Here is a 16582-nt window from a genome sequence, read left to right as displayed (position 1 = left end):
GCCCGAGCGCCAGAGACGGCTGTTGCCCTTACTGTGGAGTGAGATCGGCGAAAGGTCGATCGCACAACCATGGACAAGGCGGCACATGATCTTCAAAGGCGTGATGGACGGCAAACCGTATCCCGATCACGGACTGTCTCTACGCGACTGGTCGAAGTTCCCTCCACGTCAGGTTCGACTCGACGAGATCGTGACCACCACGAAGGTCCTCGAACTCGATCGCCTGCTGTCGGAGGACTCGACCTTCTACGGCGATCTGTTCCCGCACGCAGTGCAGTGGCGCGGCACTCTCTACCTCGAGGACGGTCTGCACCGAGCGGTTCGTTCGGCCCTGCGAAACCGCGTCGTGCTGCACGCGCGTGTCTTCGACTTCGACGCGATGCCCGGTGTCATCGAGGGAGTCCGCTGACGCTCACGCGACTCGGGTACCGAGACTCAACCGACGAACGCGAGCAGTGCGGGATTCGTCTGCCCCGGCCAGGTTCCGGTGAGCGTTGCCGAGCCTGACACTCGATCTGCGTCGATCACTCTCGCCACAGTCAGTTCCAGGCTTCCCGCGCGGATGATCGTGTCGGTGCCGACTGTCGAGCAGGTCACGGATTCCACTGCCGGTACGGAAGCGCCGGCCGTACCGCTGCCTACTACGTGAGCCGTCACGGGGATGTGATCGGCGGTGTCCGCGAAGACCAGTTCGACTCCGGCCCCACCCGTCAGAATCGCGGTCGCCACCGCGCTGACGTAGACCGGATCACAGCATGCGTCGTACACCCACCGTTCGCCGAGTACCGAATGATCCATGGTCGCGATCAGCGCGGTCTCCGCCCCGTCCAGCGGAGCACCACGATAAGTGAGCGGGACCTGAAGAATTCGACCGTCGGCAGAGCGCATCAGGTGCGTCTCGATTCCGACCTCACCGTCCGGGTCGTCGAAACGATAGGCGTCGACGCGTTCGAGCGTCGAACAGTCGACCGACCCGAGCCACGGCTGCTTGGGCACCCACGCTCGGAGCAGGTCGTTCTTGGACGGATTCAGCTGCGCACGATGAATGATGGCCACCACGGCCACATTACGCGGCGAAGGATGGTTGCGCGTCAGGTCAGGATCGTGCGAATCACCGCATCGGCGAGCAGGCGACCACGGTCGGTGAGAACCACGTGATCGTTCTCGATCACGGCCAACCCGTCGACTACCACCTGTTCGGCCGAAAGACGTTCGGATGCAGACAGTTCCGACAACGGAAGTCCCGTACGCAACCGTGCGGTCAGCATGACTCGCTCCATGTGTTCGTCCTCGGCGGTCAGTTCTTCGCTGCCGCCGACGGGAAGTTCGCCGAGCGCCAACTGTTCCGCGTACCGCGCCGGGTGCTTGACGTTCCACCACCGCACTCCGCCGACGTGGCTGTGCGCGCCCGGACCGGCACCCCACCAGTCACCGCCGTCCCAGTAGCCGAGGTTGTGACGACACCGGGTGTCACCGGAGTCCGCGGTTTCCGCCTTTGCCCAGTTGGAGACCTCGTACCACCGCAAGCCTGCCTCGGACAGGCGTGAATCGATTCGTTCGTACCGCGAGGCCAGCACGTCGTCGTCCGGGGCGGGCAGCTCGCCGCGCCTGACCTTGCGAGCCATGGCGGTGCCGTCCTCGACGATCAACGCGTAGGCCGAGACGTGATCGACATCGGCGGAGAGAACCGCATCGAGAGAGGCGTCCAGATCTTGATCGCGCTCCCCTGGCGTTCCATAGATCAAATCCAAGTTCACGTGCGAAAAACCAGCTGCGCGAGCCTCTTTCGCGGCAGCGACGGCGCGACCGGGAGTGTGGGTGCGGTCGAGGATCTTCAGAACGTGCTGGGCGGCCGACTGCATGCCGAGGGAAATCCGGGTGAATCCCGCACTGCGGAGAGCACCGAAGAACTCCGGCGACGTCGATTCGGGGTTCGATTCCGTGGTCACTTCGGCGCCGGACGCCAAGCCGAAGCTGCTCCGCACCGCCGACAGCACGTCGGACAATCCGTCGCCACCGAGCAGCGACGGCGTTCCACCGCCCACGAACACCGTCTCCGCCGCCGGGGCGCCCGTCATCTCGGCCGCGAGATCGAGTTCGCGCCGCAGACCCTCCAGCCACGACTGCGGCGACGCCGAGGTTCCGAGCTCACCGGCCGTGTAGGTGTTGAAATCGCAGTACCCACACCTGGTGGCACAGAACGGGACGTGGATGTAGATCCCGAACGGCCGTTTCCCGACACCCTCGAGCGATCGCGCGGGCAAGGCGAAGGGCGTCGCCTCGCTCTGTCGAGTGGGAGTCGTGCTGGTGGCATTCACACCTCCAGTGTCCCAGCATCCGGAACGCACACCTATTCAGCCTGCGATGCAGGTCGGCGTATGGCTTGAACTCGATATTTCCCCCGTTTTTCGTGGAAATATGCGCCCGAGTCGGAATTATCGAGTTGACGTGGCACAATGGACCGCATGACCGGACTCGGAGTGCGACTTGTGGCGCGTCGCCATGTCGACTTCAAGCGTGTGTGCAGCTCGTCGTGTCTGCACCTGTGTAGCTGTTGATCTTTCACTGATCTTCCAGCCTTTCCCGCTCATCTCCATCTGCTTCACCGAAACACTCTCTGCAGAGACATGCCTTTTCAGGGACGCAGCTTCTCCAGCTGTTCGTTTTCGTGAGCACACCTGCCGGCCGCGAGCTTTCCGAGACCGAGGACAGCCCCCTCGATTTCCGACACGGACCGGTGCGTCCCGATCAGACACCGCCACAGTTCATCGATAGTGCGTGCCGCGTGCCGATCAACCGCCCAGATCCAGGAGTTCATCGATGACGTCGACCACCGACGCCGCCACACCCGCCGATTCGGCAGCAGCTGCCGAAGCCCGGCCTGCACGCGCTGCGCGTCCCGCCAAGCGTCGCGCCGAAGGTCAGTGGGCCCTCGGTTACCGCGAGCCTCTCAACGCCAACGAGCAGGCCAAGAAGGACGACAACCCGCTCAACGTTCGGGCCCGCATCGAGAACATCTACTCCAAGCAGGGCTTCGACAGCATCGACAAGGGCGACCTTCGCGGCCGCTTCCGCTGGTGGGGTCTCTACACCCAGCGCGAAGAAGGCTACGACGGCACCTTCACCGGCGACGAGAACATCGACCTGCTCGAGGCCAAGTACTTCATGATGCGCGTGCGTTGCGACGCCGGCGCTCTGAACGTCGAGCAGCTGCGCACCATCGCCGGTATCTCGAAGGAATTCGGCCGGAACACCGCCGACCTGTCGGACCGTGAGAACGTTCAGTTCCACTGGATCGAAGTCGAGAACGTCCCGGAGATCTGGAAGCGCCTCGAAGCCGTCGGGCTCAAGACCACCGAAGCGTGCGGTGACTGCCCTCGCGTCGTCCTCGGTTCTCCCCTGGCCGGCGAATCGCTCGACGAGGTCCTCGATCCCACCCCGGCGATCGACGAGATCGTGCGCCGCTACATCGGCGACCCCAAGTACTCCAACCTGCCGCGCAAGTTCAAGACCGCTATCTCCGGTCAGCAGGATGTTGTTCACGAGATCAACGACATCGCCTTCATCGGCGTGAACCACCCCGAGCACGGCCCGGGCCTCGACCTCTGGGTCGGCGGCGGACTGTCCACCAACCCGATGCTGGCGCAGCGCGTCGGCGCCTGGATTCCGCTCGACGAGGTCCCCGATGTCTGGGAGGGCGTCGTCTCGATCTTCCGTGACTACGGCTACCGCCGTCTGCGCGCGAAGGCCAGGCTCAAGTTCCTCGTCAAGGACTGGGGTATCGAGAAGTTCCGCGAGGTTCTCGAGACCGAGTACCTGAAGCGTCCGCTCATCGACGGCCCCGCGCCCGAGAAGCCCAAGCGCCCGATCGATCACGTCGGTATCCAGAAGACCCGCAACGGCCACAACGCAGTCGGTTTCGCTCCGATCGCCGGCCGCGTCTCGGGAGACATCCTGGCTCAGGTCGCCGACGCCGCCGAGAAGGCCGGCAGCGACCGGATCCGCTTCACTCCGTACCAGAAGCTGATCATCCTCGACGTCGCCGACGAGACGCTCGAGCCGCTCATCGCCGATCTCGACGCGCTGGGTCTTCCCGCCCGTCCGTCGCACTGGCGCAAGAACCTGATGGCCTGCTCCGGCATCGAGTTCTGCAAGCTCTCGTTCGCCGAGACCCGCAAGCGTTCGCAGGTGCTCGTGCCCGAACTCGAACAGCGTCTTGCCGACATCAACAGCCAGCTCGACGTGCCGATCACCATCAACATCAACGGTTGCCCCAACTCCTGCGCTCGCTCGCAGATCGCCGACATCGGCTTCAAGGGCCAGCTCGTCGACGACGGTGAGGGGAATCAAGTCGAGGGTTTCCAGGTTCACCTGGGAGGCAGCCTCGGATTCGACAGCGCCTTCGGACGCAAGCTGCGCCAGCACAAGGTCACCAGCGTCGAGATGGGTGACTACATCGACCGCGTCGTACGTCAGTTCGTCAAGAACCGCAACGAAGGTGAACGGTTCGCCGAATGGGCAGTGCGCGCAGACGAAGGAGATTTGCGATGACAGTGGACATTTCGCGAGCAACTGCCGACGAGCTTCGGTCCATCGCCGAGCGCGGTGCAATAGAACTCGACGGAGCCAGCGCACAGGAACTGTTGCAGTGGACCGAGGACACGTTCGGTGACTCGTACATCGTGGCGTCGAACATGCAGGACGGGGTGTTGGTTCACCTTGCCGCACAGGTGCATCCGGGCGTCGACGTACTCTTCCTCGACACCGGCTACCACTTCCCCGAAACCATCGGCACGCGTGACGCGGTCGAGCAGGTGTACGGCGTCAACGTCATCAACGCTCGTGCGCTGGCAAGCGTCGCCGAGCAGGATGTCGCCGAGGGCAAGGATCTGTTCGCCCGTGATCCCAACCGCTGCTGCGCACTACGCAAAGTCGCGCCGCTCAAGCAGACACTGTCCGGGTACAGCGCGTGGGTGACCGGCATCCGCCGCGTCGAAGCGCCCACCCGCGCCAACGCTCCCCTGATCTCCTTCGACGAAGCCTTCGGACTCGTGAAGATCAACCCGATCGCTCCCTGGTCGGACGAGGAGATGCAGAACTACATCGACACCAATTCCATCCTCGTCAATCCCCTTGTCGACGAGGGATATCCGTCCATCGGCTGCGCACCCTGCACCAGCAAGCCAGCCCCCGGCAGCGATCCGCGTAGCGGTCGTTGGGCCGGTGCCTCCAAGACAGAATGCGGGTTGCACGCATCATGACAGTTGACTTGACACCTTCGCGGCCTCAGCTCGACGGCACACAGTTCGATACTCTCGACGCCCTCGAGTCCGAAGCGATCCACATCTTCCGAGAGGTGGCCGGCGAATTCGAACGCCCGGTCATTCTCTTCTCGGGCGGTAAGGACTCCACCGTGCTGCTGCACCTGGCGATCAAGGCCTTCTGGCCTGCGCCGTTGCCGTTCACCCTGCTGCATGTCGACACCGGCCACAACCTGCAGGAAGTCCTCGACTTCCGCGACCACGTGGTGGCCAAGTACAACCTGCGCCTGCACGTGGCCAGCGTCGAGGAGTACATCGCGGACGGTCGCCTCACCGAGCGTCCCGACGGTATCCGCAATCCTCTGCAGACCGTGCCGTTGCTGGACGCGATCTCGGAGAATCGCTTCGACGCCGTCTTCGGTGGCGCTCGCCGCGACGAGGAGCGGGCACGTGCCAAGGAGCGGATCTTCTCACTGCGCAACGCTTTCGGCCAGTGGGATCCCAAGAAGCAGCGCCCGGAGCTGTGGAACCTCTACAACGGTCGCCACTCCCCCGGCGAGCAGGTGCGCGTCTTCCCGCTCAGCAACTTCACCGAACTGGACATCTGGCGTTACATCGCTCGCGACAATGTCGAACTCGCCAGCATCTACTACGCCCACCAGCGTCCGGTGTACCAGCGCGACGGCATGTGGATGACCCCCGGAGTCTGGGGTGGGCCGGCTGACGGCGAAGAGCTGCAGACCCTTTCGGTGCGTTACCGCACCGTCGGCGACGGTTCGACCACCGGTGCTGTTCTCTCCGATGCGGCTGACAACGAAGCGATCCTCGCCGAGGTTGCGGCATCACGTTTGACCGAGCGCGGCGCGACCCGTGGCGACGACCGAGTTTCCGAAGCGGCCATGGAAGACCGCAAGCGAGAGGGCTACTTCTGATGAGCGATCTGCTCAGACTGGCAACTGCCGGCAGCGTCGACGACGGAAAGTCCACCCTCGTGGGCCGCCTGTTGTACGACACGAAATCCGTTCTCGCCGACCAGATCGACGCCGTGACCCGTGCGTCGGTGGACCGCGGTCTCGACACCCCTGACCTCTCGCTCCTGGTGGACGGACTGCGCGCCGAGCGTGAGCAGGGCATCACCATCGACGTGGCGTACCGCTACTTCGCGACCCCCAAGCGCACCTTCGTGCTCGCCGATACACCGGGCCACGTGCAGTACACCCGCAACACGGTCTCCGGTGCCTCGACGGCTCAGCTCGTGATCCTGCTGGTCGATGCTCGCAAGGGCGTCATCGCGCAGACTCGCAGGCACGCAGCGGTTCTCGCGTTGCTCGGTGTCCCGAAGCTCGTTCTCGCCGTGAACAAGATCGACCTCGTCGAGAACCCCGAAGAGGTCTTCACCTCGATCTCCGCCGAGTTCAACGAACTCACCAGCTCACTTGGCTGGGCAAGCGAAGACGTCGTCGAGATCCCGGTGTCGGCACTGCACGGTGACAACGTCGCCATCCGCTCCGACAAGACCCCGTACTACACCGGCCCCACGCTGATCGAGCACCTCGAGTCGATTCCGGTCGACGCCGAGCCACATCGCGTCGGTCTGCGTTTCCCGGTGCAGTACGTGATCCGCCCCCGCACCGCAGAGTTCCTCGACTACCGCGGCTACGCCGGTCAGGTCGCTGCCGGTTCCGTCGTGCCCGGCGACGAAGTGGTGATCCTGCCCTCGGGTACGCGCACCACCGTCACACGTATCGACACGGCCGACGGCGAACTGGACGTCGCCCACGCCGGACGCAGCGTCACGCTGATCCTGGCCGACGACGTCGACGTCTCTCGCGGCGACACCATCGCATCGCCGTCCGACGCACCCGAGCCGATCGGCGAATTCGACGCCACTGTCTGCTGGCTGGCCGAGAAGTCGCTGCGCCCCGGTGCACGTCTGCTGCTCAAGCACGGCACGCGAACGACGCAGGCCATCGTGGGCAGCTTGGTGGAACGCTTCAACGAGCAGGACCTCACCACGGATCAGGGCCCGGACACTCTCGAGCTCAACGAGATCGGCAAGATCTCCATCCGGGTGGCCGAGCCGATCGTGGCTGACGACTACGCCGTCAACCGCCACACCGGCAGCTTCCTGCTGATCGATCCCGCTGGTGGAAACACTCTCGCAGCCGGCCTGGTGGGCGACGTCATTTCCGCTGTCGAATTGGGCGACCGCGTCTAAGTCGATGGTTCCGCTCATCGCTGTTGCGCACGGCAGCCGTGACCCCCGTTCTGCTCGGGTGATCGCGGCTGCTGTGGCAGCTCTTCGTGAAGTCCGGCCAGACCTCGATGTCCGGCTGGCGTTCCTCGACCTCAATGCACCGTCCATCGATCAGGTCCTGGACGGAGTTGCACACGACGGCCACACTCACGCCGTTGTTGTTCCGATGCTGCTGGGCAATGCCTTCCACGCCCGGGTAGATCTGCCCGGACTCTTGGCCGCTGCCGCGACACGCCACCCCCAGTTGACCGTGTTCCAAGCAGACGTACTGGGTCGCGATGCTCGGCTGATCGAGGCAGTACGCGAGCGAATTCTCGAAGTGGGTGCCCGGCCGGACGATCCGTCGGTCGGTGTCGCTCTTGCGGCAGTCGGCTCGTCCGATGCGCGCGCCAATGCCGCGACCGCAGAATTGGCGTCCACTCTCCTCGGCGGAACCAACTGGTCGGGCGTTCGAATCTGTTTCGCGACATCCGCGGAACCGACAGTTGCCCAGGCGATCTCCGCACTCGAACAGGACGGCGCCGAACGTGTTGTCGTCGCACCGTGGTTCTTGGCTCCCGGCCTACTGACCGATCGACTCAGCGCTGCCGCAGCAACTGCATGTCCGCGCGCGCGTTTCGCCGACACGATCGGTGGGCACTCTCTACTGATCGAAACGATGATCGACCGTTACCGACAAGTCGCTGATGCACTACCCGGCCGTCTGGTCCGCTCCGCCTGATCCGGTTTCACAGGCCGTTATCAGATTGTTACCGTAGTGTTGGATCTGTCCAGCTCGCGAAGGTACCTCCTTCGCCTGCGAAACAGATCTTTGGGTGCAATCCCCTCAGAGCGCCGCGAGAGGGAACACCATCACTCACAATCTTCGCCTCGGCACAGCCGGCATCGCATGGGTCCTGTCGGTGCTCTACCTGCTTGTCGAAATCTTCACAGCCGGAGCATGGAAGACGCCGTACAGCTTCGCGCGCGACTCCATCAGTTCGCTGGGCGTGACGACATGCAGCGTGGATTCATGTTCGCCGATGCACGACGTGATGAACGCGGCCTTCATGATCCTCGGTGCGCTCACCATCCTCGGTGCGGCCTTGCTGCACAAGTACATTCCGGACGGTCGTGCGAAGAAGTGGATTCTCGGTCTTGCCGTCGTCGTTGCATTGAGCACCGCGGCCACCGGCCTCTTCCCGGCGAACGACGGGACCTTCGTTCATTGGACCGCCGTACTTCCCGGCTTCGTCGCACGTCATGCCGTTCTCGTCCTCATGGCAATTCAATTCTGGAAGCACAGCAAATGGATCGCAGTGTGGTCAGGGCTGTGCGCGGCTACCGGAATCGTCGGTGCCGTACTGCTTCTCGGACGAACCCTCACTTTCGGCCTTGGTGAACGCCTGACGCTGTACCCGCTGCCTATGTGGATGGCCGTCACCGGCGTCGCGGCCCTGCTCGCGTTGATGCGCCGAACCGTGTTGAAGAACGTGGAACTGACACTGTCCGGTAACGGATTCATCACCGCTCTGTTGTCGTTGCGCCCGCGTCGATCTCGCGCGGCAGTGCCCACCGACGTTCTCGCACCACGGGAGCTGACCGGTTTGTAGCGAACCGGGGGTGAGCAGGGACACACTGGTAAGGAGGCGACGCGAGGAGACTTCCATGACCAGTGCATCTGTTCGACACGGAATCGTGGCCGGTATCGACGGCTCGGCAAGCGCGGTCAACGCCGCGAGGTGGGCAGCTTCGGCTGCAAAGAGATTCGACGAACCACTTCGCCTGACCCACGTGCTGCCAGGACAACCCGAGTCCGGTGGCGGTACCAACGTCACCGACGAAGAGATGTTCGACCACCACCTTCGCGTCGAGGGTGCAAAACTGCTCGACGAGGCTGAGGACGCCATCCGCGATGATCACACCGACGTCACCGTCGAACGTGGCCTCGTGACCGGTACTCCCGCAACCACACTCGTCGAACTCTCGAAGTCGGCTCGCATCGTTGCACTGGGTCAGGCCGGCACCAGCGAAATGCAGTCCGTGTTTCTCGGATCCGACACCATTCGGGTGGTCAACCGCGCGCACTGTCCCGTGGCCGTATTCCGCGGTACGGGTGATCACGCGATGGCCGACACCAGGCCCATCGTCGTCGGCGTCGACGGGAGCAAGCTCAGCGAACTCGCCGTCGCGCATGCCTTCGAATTTGCCGCGTTCCTCGGCGCACCTTTGGTTGCGGTCCACACGTGGAACGAGCACGCCTCGCTGGGCGGGTATTCCGAAGCCAGGCGCTTCGTCGACTGGGGACCGTACGAACAGCATGAGCATGCACTGCTGTCCGAGTGCCTCGCCGGCTGGACGGAGAAGTACCCCGATGTCGAAGTCACCCGCAGTGTCCAGCGCAGCGGACCGATGAAGGCACTGCTCGAGCACTCGGCGGAAGCGCAACTCGTAGTCGTCGGTAGCCACGGCCGCAGCCCGTTCATGGCGTCGATAGTCGGATCGACCAGTCAGAGCCTCATCCACCACGCCCAGTGCCCGGTCCTCGTCTGCCGAGAGGGCTGAACTCGTCTCGCTGTTGCCCGACCCCCACCTCTGAGCGAACGGCACTTTCGGCGCCATCAGGAGGCCGAAAGTGCCGTTCGCTCAAACAGGAGTGGGGGTACAATAGGTCAAACAGGGCGAGCGGGTCATACCTGGCCGACCACGCTCACCGTGACCGGCTCCTGCACCGGCGTCGACACCGGGGTCTCCGGCAGATCCGGCACCCGGGTAGCACGCGCGTACACCGTCTCCCCCGCCTCGAGGTGCAGCGCTGCACTGTCACCGCGCGTGACCTGAGCCGAGAAGAGCTCGCCGGTTGCCTCGTTGCGCAGGTCCACTCGAACCTCGAAGCCGAGGTACACGACGCGCTCGACGGTTGCGCGTGTGACGCCGAGGGACTCGGCCGTTCCGGACTCCTGAGCGAGAGCCATGCTCGGATCGCGGCCGAGACGGATGTCATGCGGACGGACCAACTGCCCGTTGAGCTTCGCGACGGATCCGAGGAAGGACATCACGAAGTCGTTGGACGGGCGGTCGTACAGGTCGGCAGGTTCACCGATCTGCTCGATCCGCCCCTTGTTCAGCACCGCGATGCGGTCGGCGACGTCGAGAGCCTCTTCCTGGTCGTGTGTGACCAGGACGGTGGTGACGTGCACCTCGTCATGCAGGCGACGCAACCACGTGCGCAGGTCGGCACGGACCTTCGCGTCGAGGGCGCCGAAGGGCTCGTCGAGCAGGAGCACCTGCGGATCCACCGCCAGAGCGCGCGCCAACGCCATGCGCTGGCGTTGACCACCGGACAGCTGCGCGGGGTACCGATGCTGAAAGCCGTCGAGGCCGACGATCCCCAGTAGTTCGTTGACCTTCTTCTCGATCTCCGGCTTCGGGCGCTTGCGGATCTTGAGCCCGAACGCCACGTTGTCTCGCACCGTCATGTGCTTGAACGCTGCGTAGTGCTGGAACACGAAACCGATGTCACGCTTCTGCGGCGAGACGCCGGTGACGTCCTTGCCTGCGATGGTGATGGTTCCCGAATCGAGTTCTTCGAGCCCTGCGATCGAACGCAGCAACGTCGACTTTCCCGAGCCACTGGGCCCGAGCAATGCCGTCAACGAACCCGAGGGAATGTTGACCGTCACGTCGTCGAGCGCCGCGAAATCACCGTAGTTCTTGCGGGCCCCGGTCACTGTGATCATGTGGTGCTCCTCTTACGGTCCAGCAGCGTCATCAGCAACAGGACAATGATGGCGATGCCCATCAGCAGCGTTGCCGCCGAATACGCACCAAAGGTGTTGTGGTCGTCGATGTATCGCGAGTGCACCAGCAACGTCAGTGTCTGGGATACCCCCGGGAAGCCGGAAGAGACCATGATGACTGCGCCGAATTCACCGAGCGAACGCGCCACCGTCAACACGATTCCGTACGTCAGGCCCCAACGGATCGCGGGCAAGGTGATCCGCCAGAACGTCTGCCAGCCCGAGGCACCGAGCGTCGCGGCCGCTTGTTCCTGCTCGTCGCCGATCTCGTGAAGTACGGGTTCGACTTCCCGGACGACGAAGGGCAGCGTCACGAAAATCGTCGCGATCACCATGCCTGGCAAACCGAAGATGACCTTGAACCCCAACGATTCGATGCCTCCGAACCAACCGTTGGCACCCCACAGAAGAATCAAGGACACACCGACGACGACGGGCGAGACTGCGAAGGGCAGGTCGACCACCGACTGCAGAACTCCGCGGCCCGGGAACCGACCACGCACGAGTGCCAGAGCGGTGACCACACCGAACACGACGTTGATCGGGACCACGATCGCCACGATGATCAGCGAAAGATTCAACGCGGAGATCGCTGCCGGTGTCGTGATCGATTCGAGAAACGGGCCGATTCCGTTCTCGAATGTTCGCGTCAGGATCACACCGATCGGCACGACCAGCAACACGAACAGGTAGACGAGAGCGATGGTCCGCAGACCGATCTTCGATCCTCTGGACACGTTCATCGGGAACTCTCCTCACGTCGCTGTCCCCGCGATGCGAAGATTCGCAGGACGAACAGCGTCACGAATGCGATGGCCAGCAACGCTACCGAGACGGCAGCGGCGTTGGTCGGACGATCGATCTCGATCTGCTGCTGAATGTACTGCGACGTCATCTGTGTCACGCGTGGGATGTTGCCGCCGATCAGAACGACCGAGCCGTATTCACCGATCGCTCTGGCGAACGCGAGGCCCGCACCGGAGATGACGGCAGGCGCCAACGTCGGGAGAACAACCGAGCGAAAGATCGTCCAGTTGGAAGCTCCCAACGACGCAGCGGCTTCCTCGACTTCGCGGTCGACCTCCATCAGCACCGGCTGCACGGAACGGACGACGAACGGCAAGGTCACGAAGGCCAATGCCACGATCAGTCCGGGCTGAGTTGCATTGAGATGGATGTCGATCGGTGACTGCGGGCCGTAGAGGGACAGCAGCACGATCGATGCCACGATGGTCGGTAGCGCGAACGGCAGATCGATCATCGAGTTGACGATGCGCTTGCCCGGGAAGTCGTCCCGGACCAGCACCCACGCGATGATCGTGCCCATCACGACGTTGATCAATGCCACGATCACCGAGACCAACAACGTCACGCGCAACGACGCCAAGGCGACGGGTGCGGTGACGGCGTCCCAGAATCCCGAGATCCCCTCGTCGAACGCGGTGGCGGTCAACGCGGCGAGCGGAAGCAGAACGATGACGGAGAGCCACAGGGTGGCCACTCCGATTCCGAGCGGCCCCACACTCCCCGTGACCCGCGCGAGTTTTCGCCGACGAGCCACGGGGGTGGGGTCAATAGTGTCAGTCACGTCAGTCTTACTTGGTCGCGTTGTCGTAGATCACTGCGATCGAACCGGTGTCCTTGGTGAACAGAGCACTGTCCACGGCCTTCCAGCCGCCGAGGTCTGCAATGGTCCACAGCTTGGTCGGCTCGGGGAACTTGTCGGTGAACTTGGCAGCGACGGCGGGATCCACGGGACGGAATCCTGCTTCGGCCCAGAGCGTCTGACCCTCGGTCGTGTACAGGTAGTCCTTGAACGCGGTCGCCTTGTCGAGGACCTTGCTGTTCGAGATCACGGCAACGGGGTTCTCGATCTTGAAGGTCGTGGGCGGGGTGACGTGCTCGACCGGGTCGCCGTTGCCTTCGATGAACAGTGCCTCGTTCTCGTAACTGATCAGAACGTCACCGCTACCCTGCAGGAAGGCTTCCGAAGCCTCGCGTCCCGACTTGGGCTGGATCTTGACGTGGTCGTTGACCAAGGCGGTGACGTAGTCGAGACCCGCCTGCGGGTTCTTGCCACCGTCGCTCTTCGCGGCGTACGGCGCCAAGAGGTTCCATTTGGCCGAGCCGGAGCTGAACGGGTTCGGCGTGACGACCTCGAGGCCGGGCTGAAGCAGGTCGTCCCAGTCTTTGATGCCCTTCGGGTTGCCCGGACGCGTCACGATGGTGACTACCGATCCGAACGGAATTCCGTTGTAGGCGTCCTGGTTCCAGTTCTGATCGACCAGACCGGCATCGACCAGGCGGGTGATGTCGGGCTCGACGGAGAAGTTGACGAAGTCTGCCTCGGCGCCGTCCTTCACCTTGCGCGACTGGTCGCCCGAGGCGCCGTAGGAAGGATTGAAGTTGACGTTCTTGCCCTCGTCGGTCGCCTGGAAAGCTGCGGTGAGCTTGTCGAAGCCAGGCTTCGGCACGGCGTAGGCGAACAGGTTGATCGTGCCGGCGCTACCGTCGCTGGCGGCGCTGTCACCACCCACGGTGTCGCTCGAGCCACCACTGCACGCTGTGAGTACCACGGCCCCCATGGTCGCGATAGCAGTGAGAAGTGTGCGGGAACGGCGTTTCATTGCAGATACCTTCCTGAAAGGACTGACAAACGAGGGTTGGTCAAACGACAAGTCCGAGACCTCTGGGGCTGATTCCATCGGGATGTTCAGACATGGAGAGCCGACGGGCGATGAGCCCTGAATCGGGGGCGCGAGTTACGCGCAGAGAAGTTCGAGTGGGGTGCGCAGCACCACCGGAGAGGTCGAACTCAGGAAATCAACAACAGGCGACGTCAGCGACGTCGAGCATGCCGACAGCAATCAACGCCAACTGGTGGCGGATTACGGGAGCTGTTGCTTCGGACACGCGGTGGACTTTAGCAGAGCACCGGCGCCCGCTCTAATCGGGAGAACTAACGGGTGAGAAGCCACGCGACGATCACGAGGAGAATCAGGGCTATCAGGGCGAGAGTGACCCGTGAGCGGGGCATCAGCTTTCCTCTACTTCTCGAGAATTCCTACGCAACCAGCCGAAGAGCGGCAGAGCGAGAACGGCGGCCAACGCGCGATCCAGACCGATGGCCACCAGGCGGCACAGCGGAACGACGACGATCAGGACCAACGCGACCTGCGGGATGAACGGGAGCCCCGCCATCCACAGCTCGAAGCTGTCCCACCAATCCGCAATCCGATCCACGCCAACACCCTATCCTTCGGACGACGCGGTCCCGACAGCGTGTGGATTGGACGTGTGCCGATTCTGGCCGGATGATGGCCGAATGAGTGCTGACGACGAAGTGGTGCAGACGATTCCTCCCGCCTCCACGGGTCACCATCGAAGCAACTTTCCCCCGATCGACGACTATGCGTTTCTTTCCGATTGCGAAACCTCGTGCCTGATTGCCCGTAACGGATCTGTCGAGTGGATGTGCGTTCCCCGCCCGGACTCCCCCAGCGTGTTCGGTGCCATCCTCGACCGCAGCGCAGGCCATTTCCGTATCGGCCCCTACGGCCAGAACGTGCCGGCCGCTCGGCGCTATCTGCCGGGTGGACTCATTCTCGAGACCACCTGGCAGACCGAGACCGGCTGGCTCGTCGTCCGCGACGCCCTGGTTCTCGGTCCCTGGCACAACGTCGACAAGCGATCGAACACGCACAAGCGCACACCGACCGACTGGGATGCCGAACACACCCTTCTCCGTACGGTCAAATGCGTCAGCGGCACCGTCGAACTCGAGATGAGCTGTGAGCCCGCGTTCGACTATCACCGTGGCACGGCGAATTGGGAGTACACCGGAAAGGTCTACGAGGAAGCAACGGCAACGTGTCGCTCCGCCAAGCCCGGAGACCATCCCACTCTGCGCTTGACCACCGACCTACGACTGGGTCTGGAAGGTCGTGAAGCACGAGCGCGGACGCGACTGGTCGAAGGCGACAACGTGTACGTCGCGCTCTCGTGGTCGGATCTTCCCGCGCCGCAGACGTTCGACGAGGCCGCCGACAAGATGTGGCAGACGTCCAAGTCGTGGCGTGAGTGGGTGACGATCGGCAAGTTCCCCGATCACCCGTGGCGCGGATACCTGCAGCGCAGTGCGCTCACACTCAAGGGGCTCACCTACGCACCGACCGGAGCCCTGCTTGCGGCTTCGACGACCTCGCTACCGGAAACACCAGGCGGAGAACGTAACTGGGACTACCGCTACGCGTGGGTTCGCGATTCCACCTTCGCACTGTGGGGCCTCTACACGCTGGGGTTGGACCGTGAGGCCAACGACTTCTTCAACTTCATCTACGACGTGTCGAGTTCGGACAACGGTCAGCCGCATCCCTTGCAGGTGATGTACGGCATCGGCGGCGAGCGCACGCTCGAGGAATCCGAACTCAACCATCTGTCCGGCTACGACGGCGCCCGTCCGGTGCGTATCGGCAACGGGGCGTTCGATCAACAGCAGCACGACATCTGGGGCACCATGCTCGACTCGGTGTACCTCCACATCCGTACCCGCGAGCGCGTCCCCGAGGCGTTGTGGCCGCTGCTCAAGAAGCAGGTCGAGGAAGCGATCAAGCATTGGCGCCAGCCCGACCGCGGGATCTGGGAGGTGCGCGGTGAACCGCAGCACTTCACGTCGTCGAAGATCATGTGCTGGGTCGCTCTCGATCGCGGCGCCAAGCTGGCAGAGATGCAGGGCGAGAAGAGCTTTGCACAGCAATGGACGGCCATCGCGGACGAGATCAAGGCCGACATCCTCGCGCACGGTGTCGACTCGCGCGGAGTTCTGACACAGCGGTACGGCCACGATTCACTCGACGCGTCCCTCTTGTTGGCACCGCTGCTGCGCTTCCTGCCGGCCGACGATCCGCGCATCCGGGCGACGGTGCTGGCGATCGCCGACGAGCTCACCGAAGAGGGGTTGGTCCTGCGCTATCGCGTCGACACCACCGACGACGGATTGAGCGGAGAAGAGGGCACGTTCACCATCTGCTCCTTCTGGCTCGTCTCCGCCCTCGTCGAGATCGGCGAACTGGATCGGGCAAAGCATCTCTGCGAGCGTCTGCTCGGGTTCGCGAGCCCGCTCAAGCTGTACGCGGAGGAGATCGACGCGCACACCGGTCGCCATCTGGGTAACTTCCCGCAGGCGTTCACACACCTGGCGCTGATCAACGCCGTGGTCCACGTGATCCGCGCCGAGGAAGCTGCCGAAGCCGGAGCTTTCCAGCCCGCGCACAACGCGACCTAGA

At 63.6% G+C, this 16582-nt stretch carries 17 protein-coding genes; 9 read left to right on the top strand and 8 right to left on the bottom strand.

Annotated elements, in window-relative coordinates:
- Nucleotides 1–85 precede the first annotated feature (85 nt).
- Entirely contained in the window at nucleotides 86–409 is a 324-nt protein-coding gene (locus tag QRN54_RS23665) for a type II toxin-antitoxin system VapB family antitoxin (RefSeq protein WP_003944521.1), read from the top strand.
- A gap of 26 nt (nucleotides 410–435) precedes the next feature.
- Here QRN54_RS23665 and QRN54_RS23660 read toward each other — a convergent pair whose 3' ends face one another.
- Nucleotides 436–1056 carry a CG0192-related protein gene (locus QRN54_RS23660; protein ID WP_054187696.1) on the bottom strand — a complete coding sequence of 207 codons (621 nt, stop codon included), beginning with the start codon at nucleotides 1054–1056 and terminating at the stop codon, nucleotides 436–438.
- Between the two features lie 35 nt (nucleotides 1057–1091).
- Nucleotides 1092–2318: a radical SAM family heme chaperone HemW gene (gene hemW / locus QRN54_RS23655; protein WP_042450186.1), complete on the bottom strand. Its 1227-nt coding sequence runs from the start codon at nucleotides 2316–2318 to the stop codon at nucleotides 1092–1094.
- A gap of 502 nt (nucleotides 2319–2820) precedes the next feature.
- Here hemW and QRN54_RS23650 point away from each other — a divergent pair.
- From QRN54_RS23650 to QRN54_RS23620, 7 genes are all read left to right on the top strand, one after another.
- Nucleotides 2821–4551: a nitrite/sulfite reductase gene (locus tag QRN54_RS23650; protein WP_042450188.1), complete on the top strand. Its 1731-nt coding sequence runs from the start codon at nucleotides 2821–2823 to the stop codon at nucleotides 4549–4551.
- On the top strand, nucleotides 4548–5261 hold the full coding sequence (locus QRN54_RS23645) for a phosphoadenylyl-sulfate reductase (protein WP_047270796.1): 714 nt from the start codon (nucleotides 4548–4550) through the stop codon (nucleotides 5259–5261). The genes QRN54_RS23650 and QRN54_RS23645 overlap by 4 nt, the downstream gene beginning before the upstream one ends.
- Nucleotides 5258–6193, top strand: coding sequence for a sulfate adenylyltransferase subunit CysD (gene cysD, locus QRN54_RS23640; RefSeq protein ID WP_007731054.1), 936 nt, complete (start codon nucleotides 5258–5260; stop codon nucleotides 6191–6193). The genes QRN54_RS23645 and cysD overlap by 4 nt, the downstream gene beginning before the upstream one ends.
- Nucleotides 6193–7479 carry a sulfate adenylyltransferase subunit 1 gene (locus tag QRN54_RS23635; protein WP_064074767.1) on the top strand — a complete coding sequence of 429 codons (1287 nt, stop codon included), beginning with the start codon at nucleotides 6193–6195 and terminating at the stop codon, nucleotides 7477–7479. Before cysD ends, QRN54_RS23635 begins: the two co-directional genes overlap by 1 nt.
- A 4-nt stretch (nucleotides 7480–7483) precedes the next feature.
- Nucleotides 7484–8239: a sirohydrochlorin chelatase gene (locus tag QRN54_RS23630; RefSeq protein WP_058039405.1), complete on the top strand. Its 756-nt coding sequence runs from the start codon at nucleotides 7484–7486 to the stop codon at nucleotides 8237–8239.
- Nucleotides 8240–8333: 94 nt separating this feature from the next.
- Nucleotides 8334–9110, top strand: coding sequence for a DUF998 domain-containing protein (locus tag QRN54_RS23625; RefSeq protein ID WP_030536614.1), 777 nt, complete (start codon nucleotides 8334–8336; stop codon nucleotides 9108–9110).
- Nucleotides 9111–9165: 55 nt separating this feature from the next.
- Nucleotides 9166–10062, top strand: coding sequence for a universal stress protein (locus QRN54_RS23620; protein WP_003944544.1), 897 nt, complete (start codon nucleotides 9166–9168; stop codon nucleotides 10060–10062).
- Between the two features lie 125 nt (nucleotides 10063–10187).
- On the opposite strand, the gene QRN54_RS23615 is transcribed toward QRN54_RS23620, so the two are convergent.
- From QRN54_RS23615 to QRN54_RS23595, 6 genes are all read right to left on the bottom strand, one after another.
- A complete protein-coding gene (locus QRN54_RS23615; protein ID WP_007731046.1) occupies nucleotides 10188–11237 on the bottom strand; it encodes a sulfate/molybdate ABC transporter ATP-binding protein in 1050 nt (349 codons plus the stop codon).
- Nucleotides 11234–12040 carry a sulfate ABC transporter permease subunit CysW gene (cysW, locus tag QRN54_RS23610; protein WP_003944503.1) on the bottom strand — a complete coding sequence of 269 codons (807 nt, stop codon included), beginning with the start codon at nucleotides 12038–12040 and terminating at the stop codon, nucleotides 11234–11236. The genes QRN54_RS23615 and cysW overlap by 4 nt, the downstream gene beginning before the upstream one ends.
- Nucleotides 12037–12885, bottom strand: coding sequence for a sulfate ABC transporter permease subunit CysT (gene cysT, locus QRN54_RS23605; protein ID WP_030536617.1), 849 nt, complete (start codon nucleotides 12883–12885; stop codon nucleotides 12037–12039). The genes cysW and cysT overlap by 4 nt, the downstream gene beginning before the upstream one ends.
- Nucleotides 12886–12892: 7 nt before the next feature.
- Nucleotides 12893–13924, bottom strand: coding sequence for a sulfate ABC transporter substrate-binding protein (locus QRN54_RS23600; protein ID WP_003944569.1), 1032 nt, complete (start codon nucleotides 13922–13924; stop codon nucleotides 12893–12895).
- Nucleotides 13925–14120: 196 nt separating this feature from the next.
- The gene (locus QRN54_RS33650; protein WP_309599318.1) at nucleotides 14121–14210 is read right to left on the bottom strand and encodes an Ms4533A family Cys-rich leader peptide; all 90 of its coding nucleotides are present in this window, start codon (nucleotides 14208–14210) and stop codon (nucleotides 14121–14123) included.
- Between the two features lie 123 nt (nucleotides 14211–14333).
- Nucleotides 14334–14540 carry a hypothetical protein gene (locus QRN54_RS23595; protein WP_003944489.1) on the bottom strand — a complete coding sequence of 69 codons (207 nt, stop codon included), beginning with the start codon at nucleotides 14538–14540 and terminating at the stop codon, nucleotides 14334–14336.
- A gap of 82 nt (nucleotides 14541–14622) precedes the next feature.
- Between QRN54_RS23595 and QRN54_RS23590 the strand changes: the two genes are divergently transcribed.
- Nucleotides 14623–16581 (top strand): glycoside hydrolase family 15 protein, encoded by a 1959-nt coding sequence (locus QRN54_RS23590; protein ID WP_003944557.1) that lies wholly within the window; start codon nucleotides 14623–14625, stop codon nucleotides 16579–16581.
- Nucleotide 16582: the final 1 nt, after the last annotated feature.

The organism is Rhodococcus sp. MEB032, from assembly GCF_030208925.1.
GTDB lineage: Bacteria > Actinomycetota > Actinomycetes > Mycobacteriales > Mycobacteriaceae > Rhodococcus_F > Rhodococcus_F qingshengii.
The sequence above is the reverse complement of the archived record's forward strand: the minus strand, read 5'-3'. Positions and strand labels throughout refer to the sequence as shown.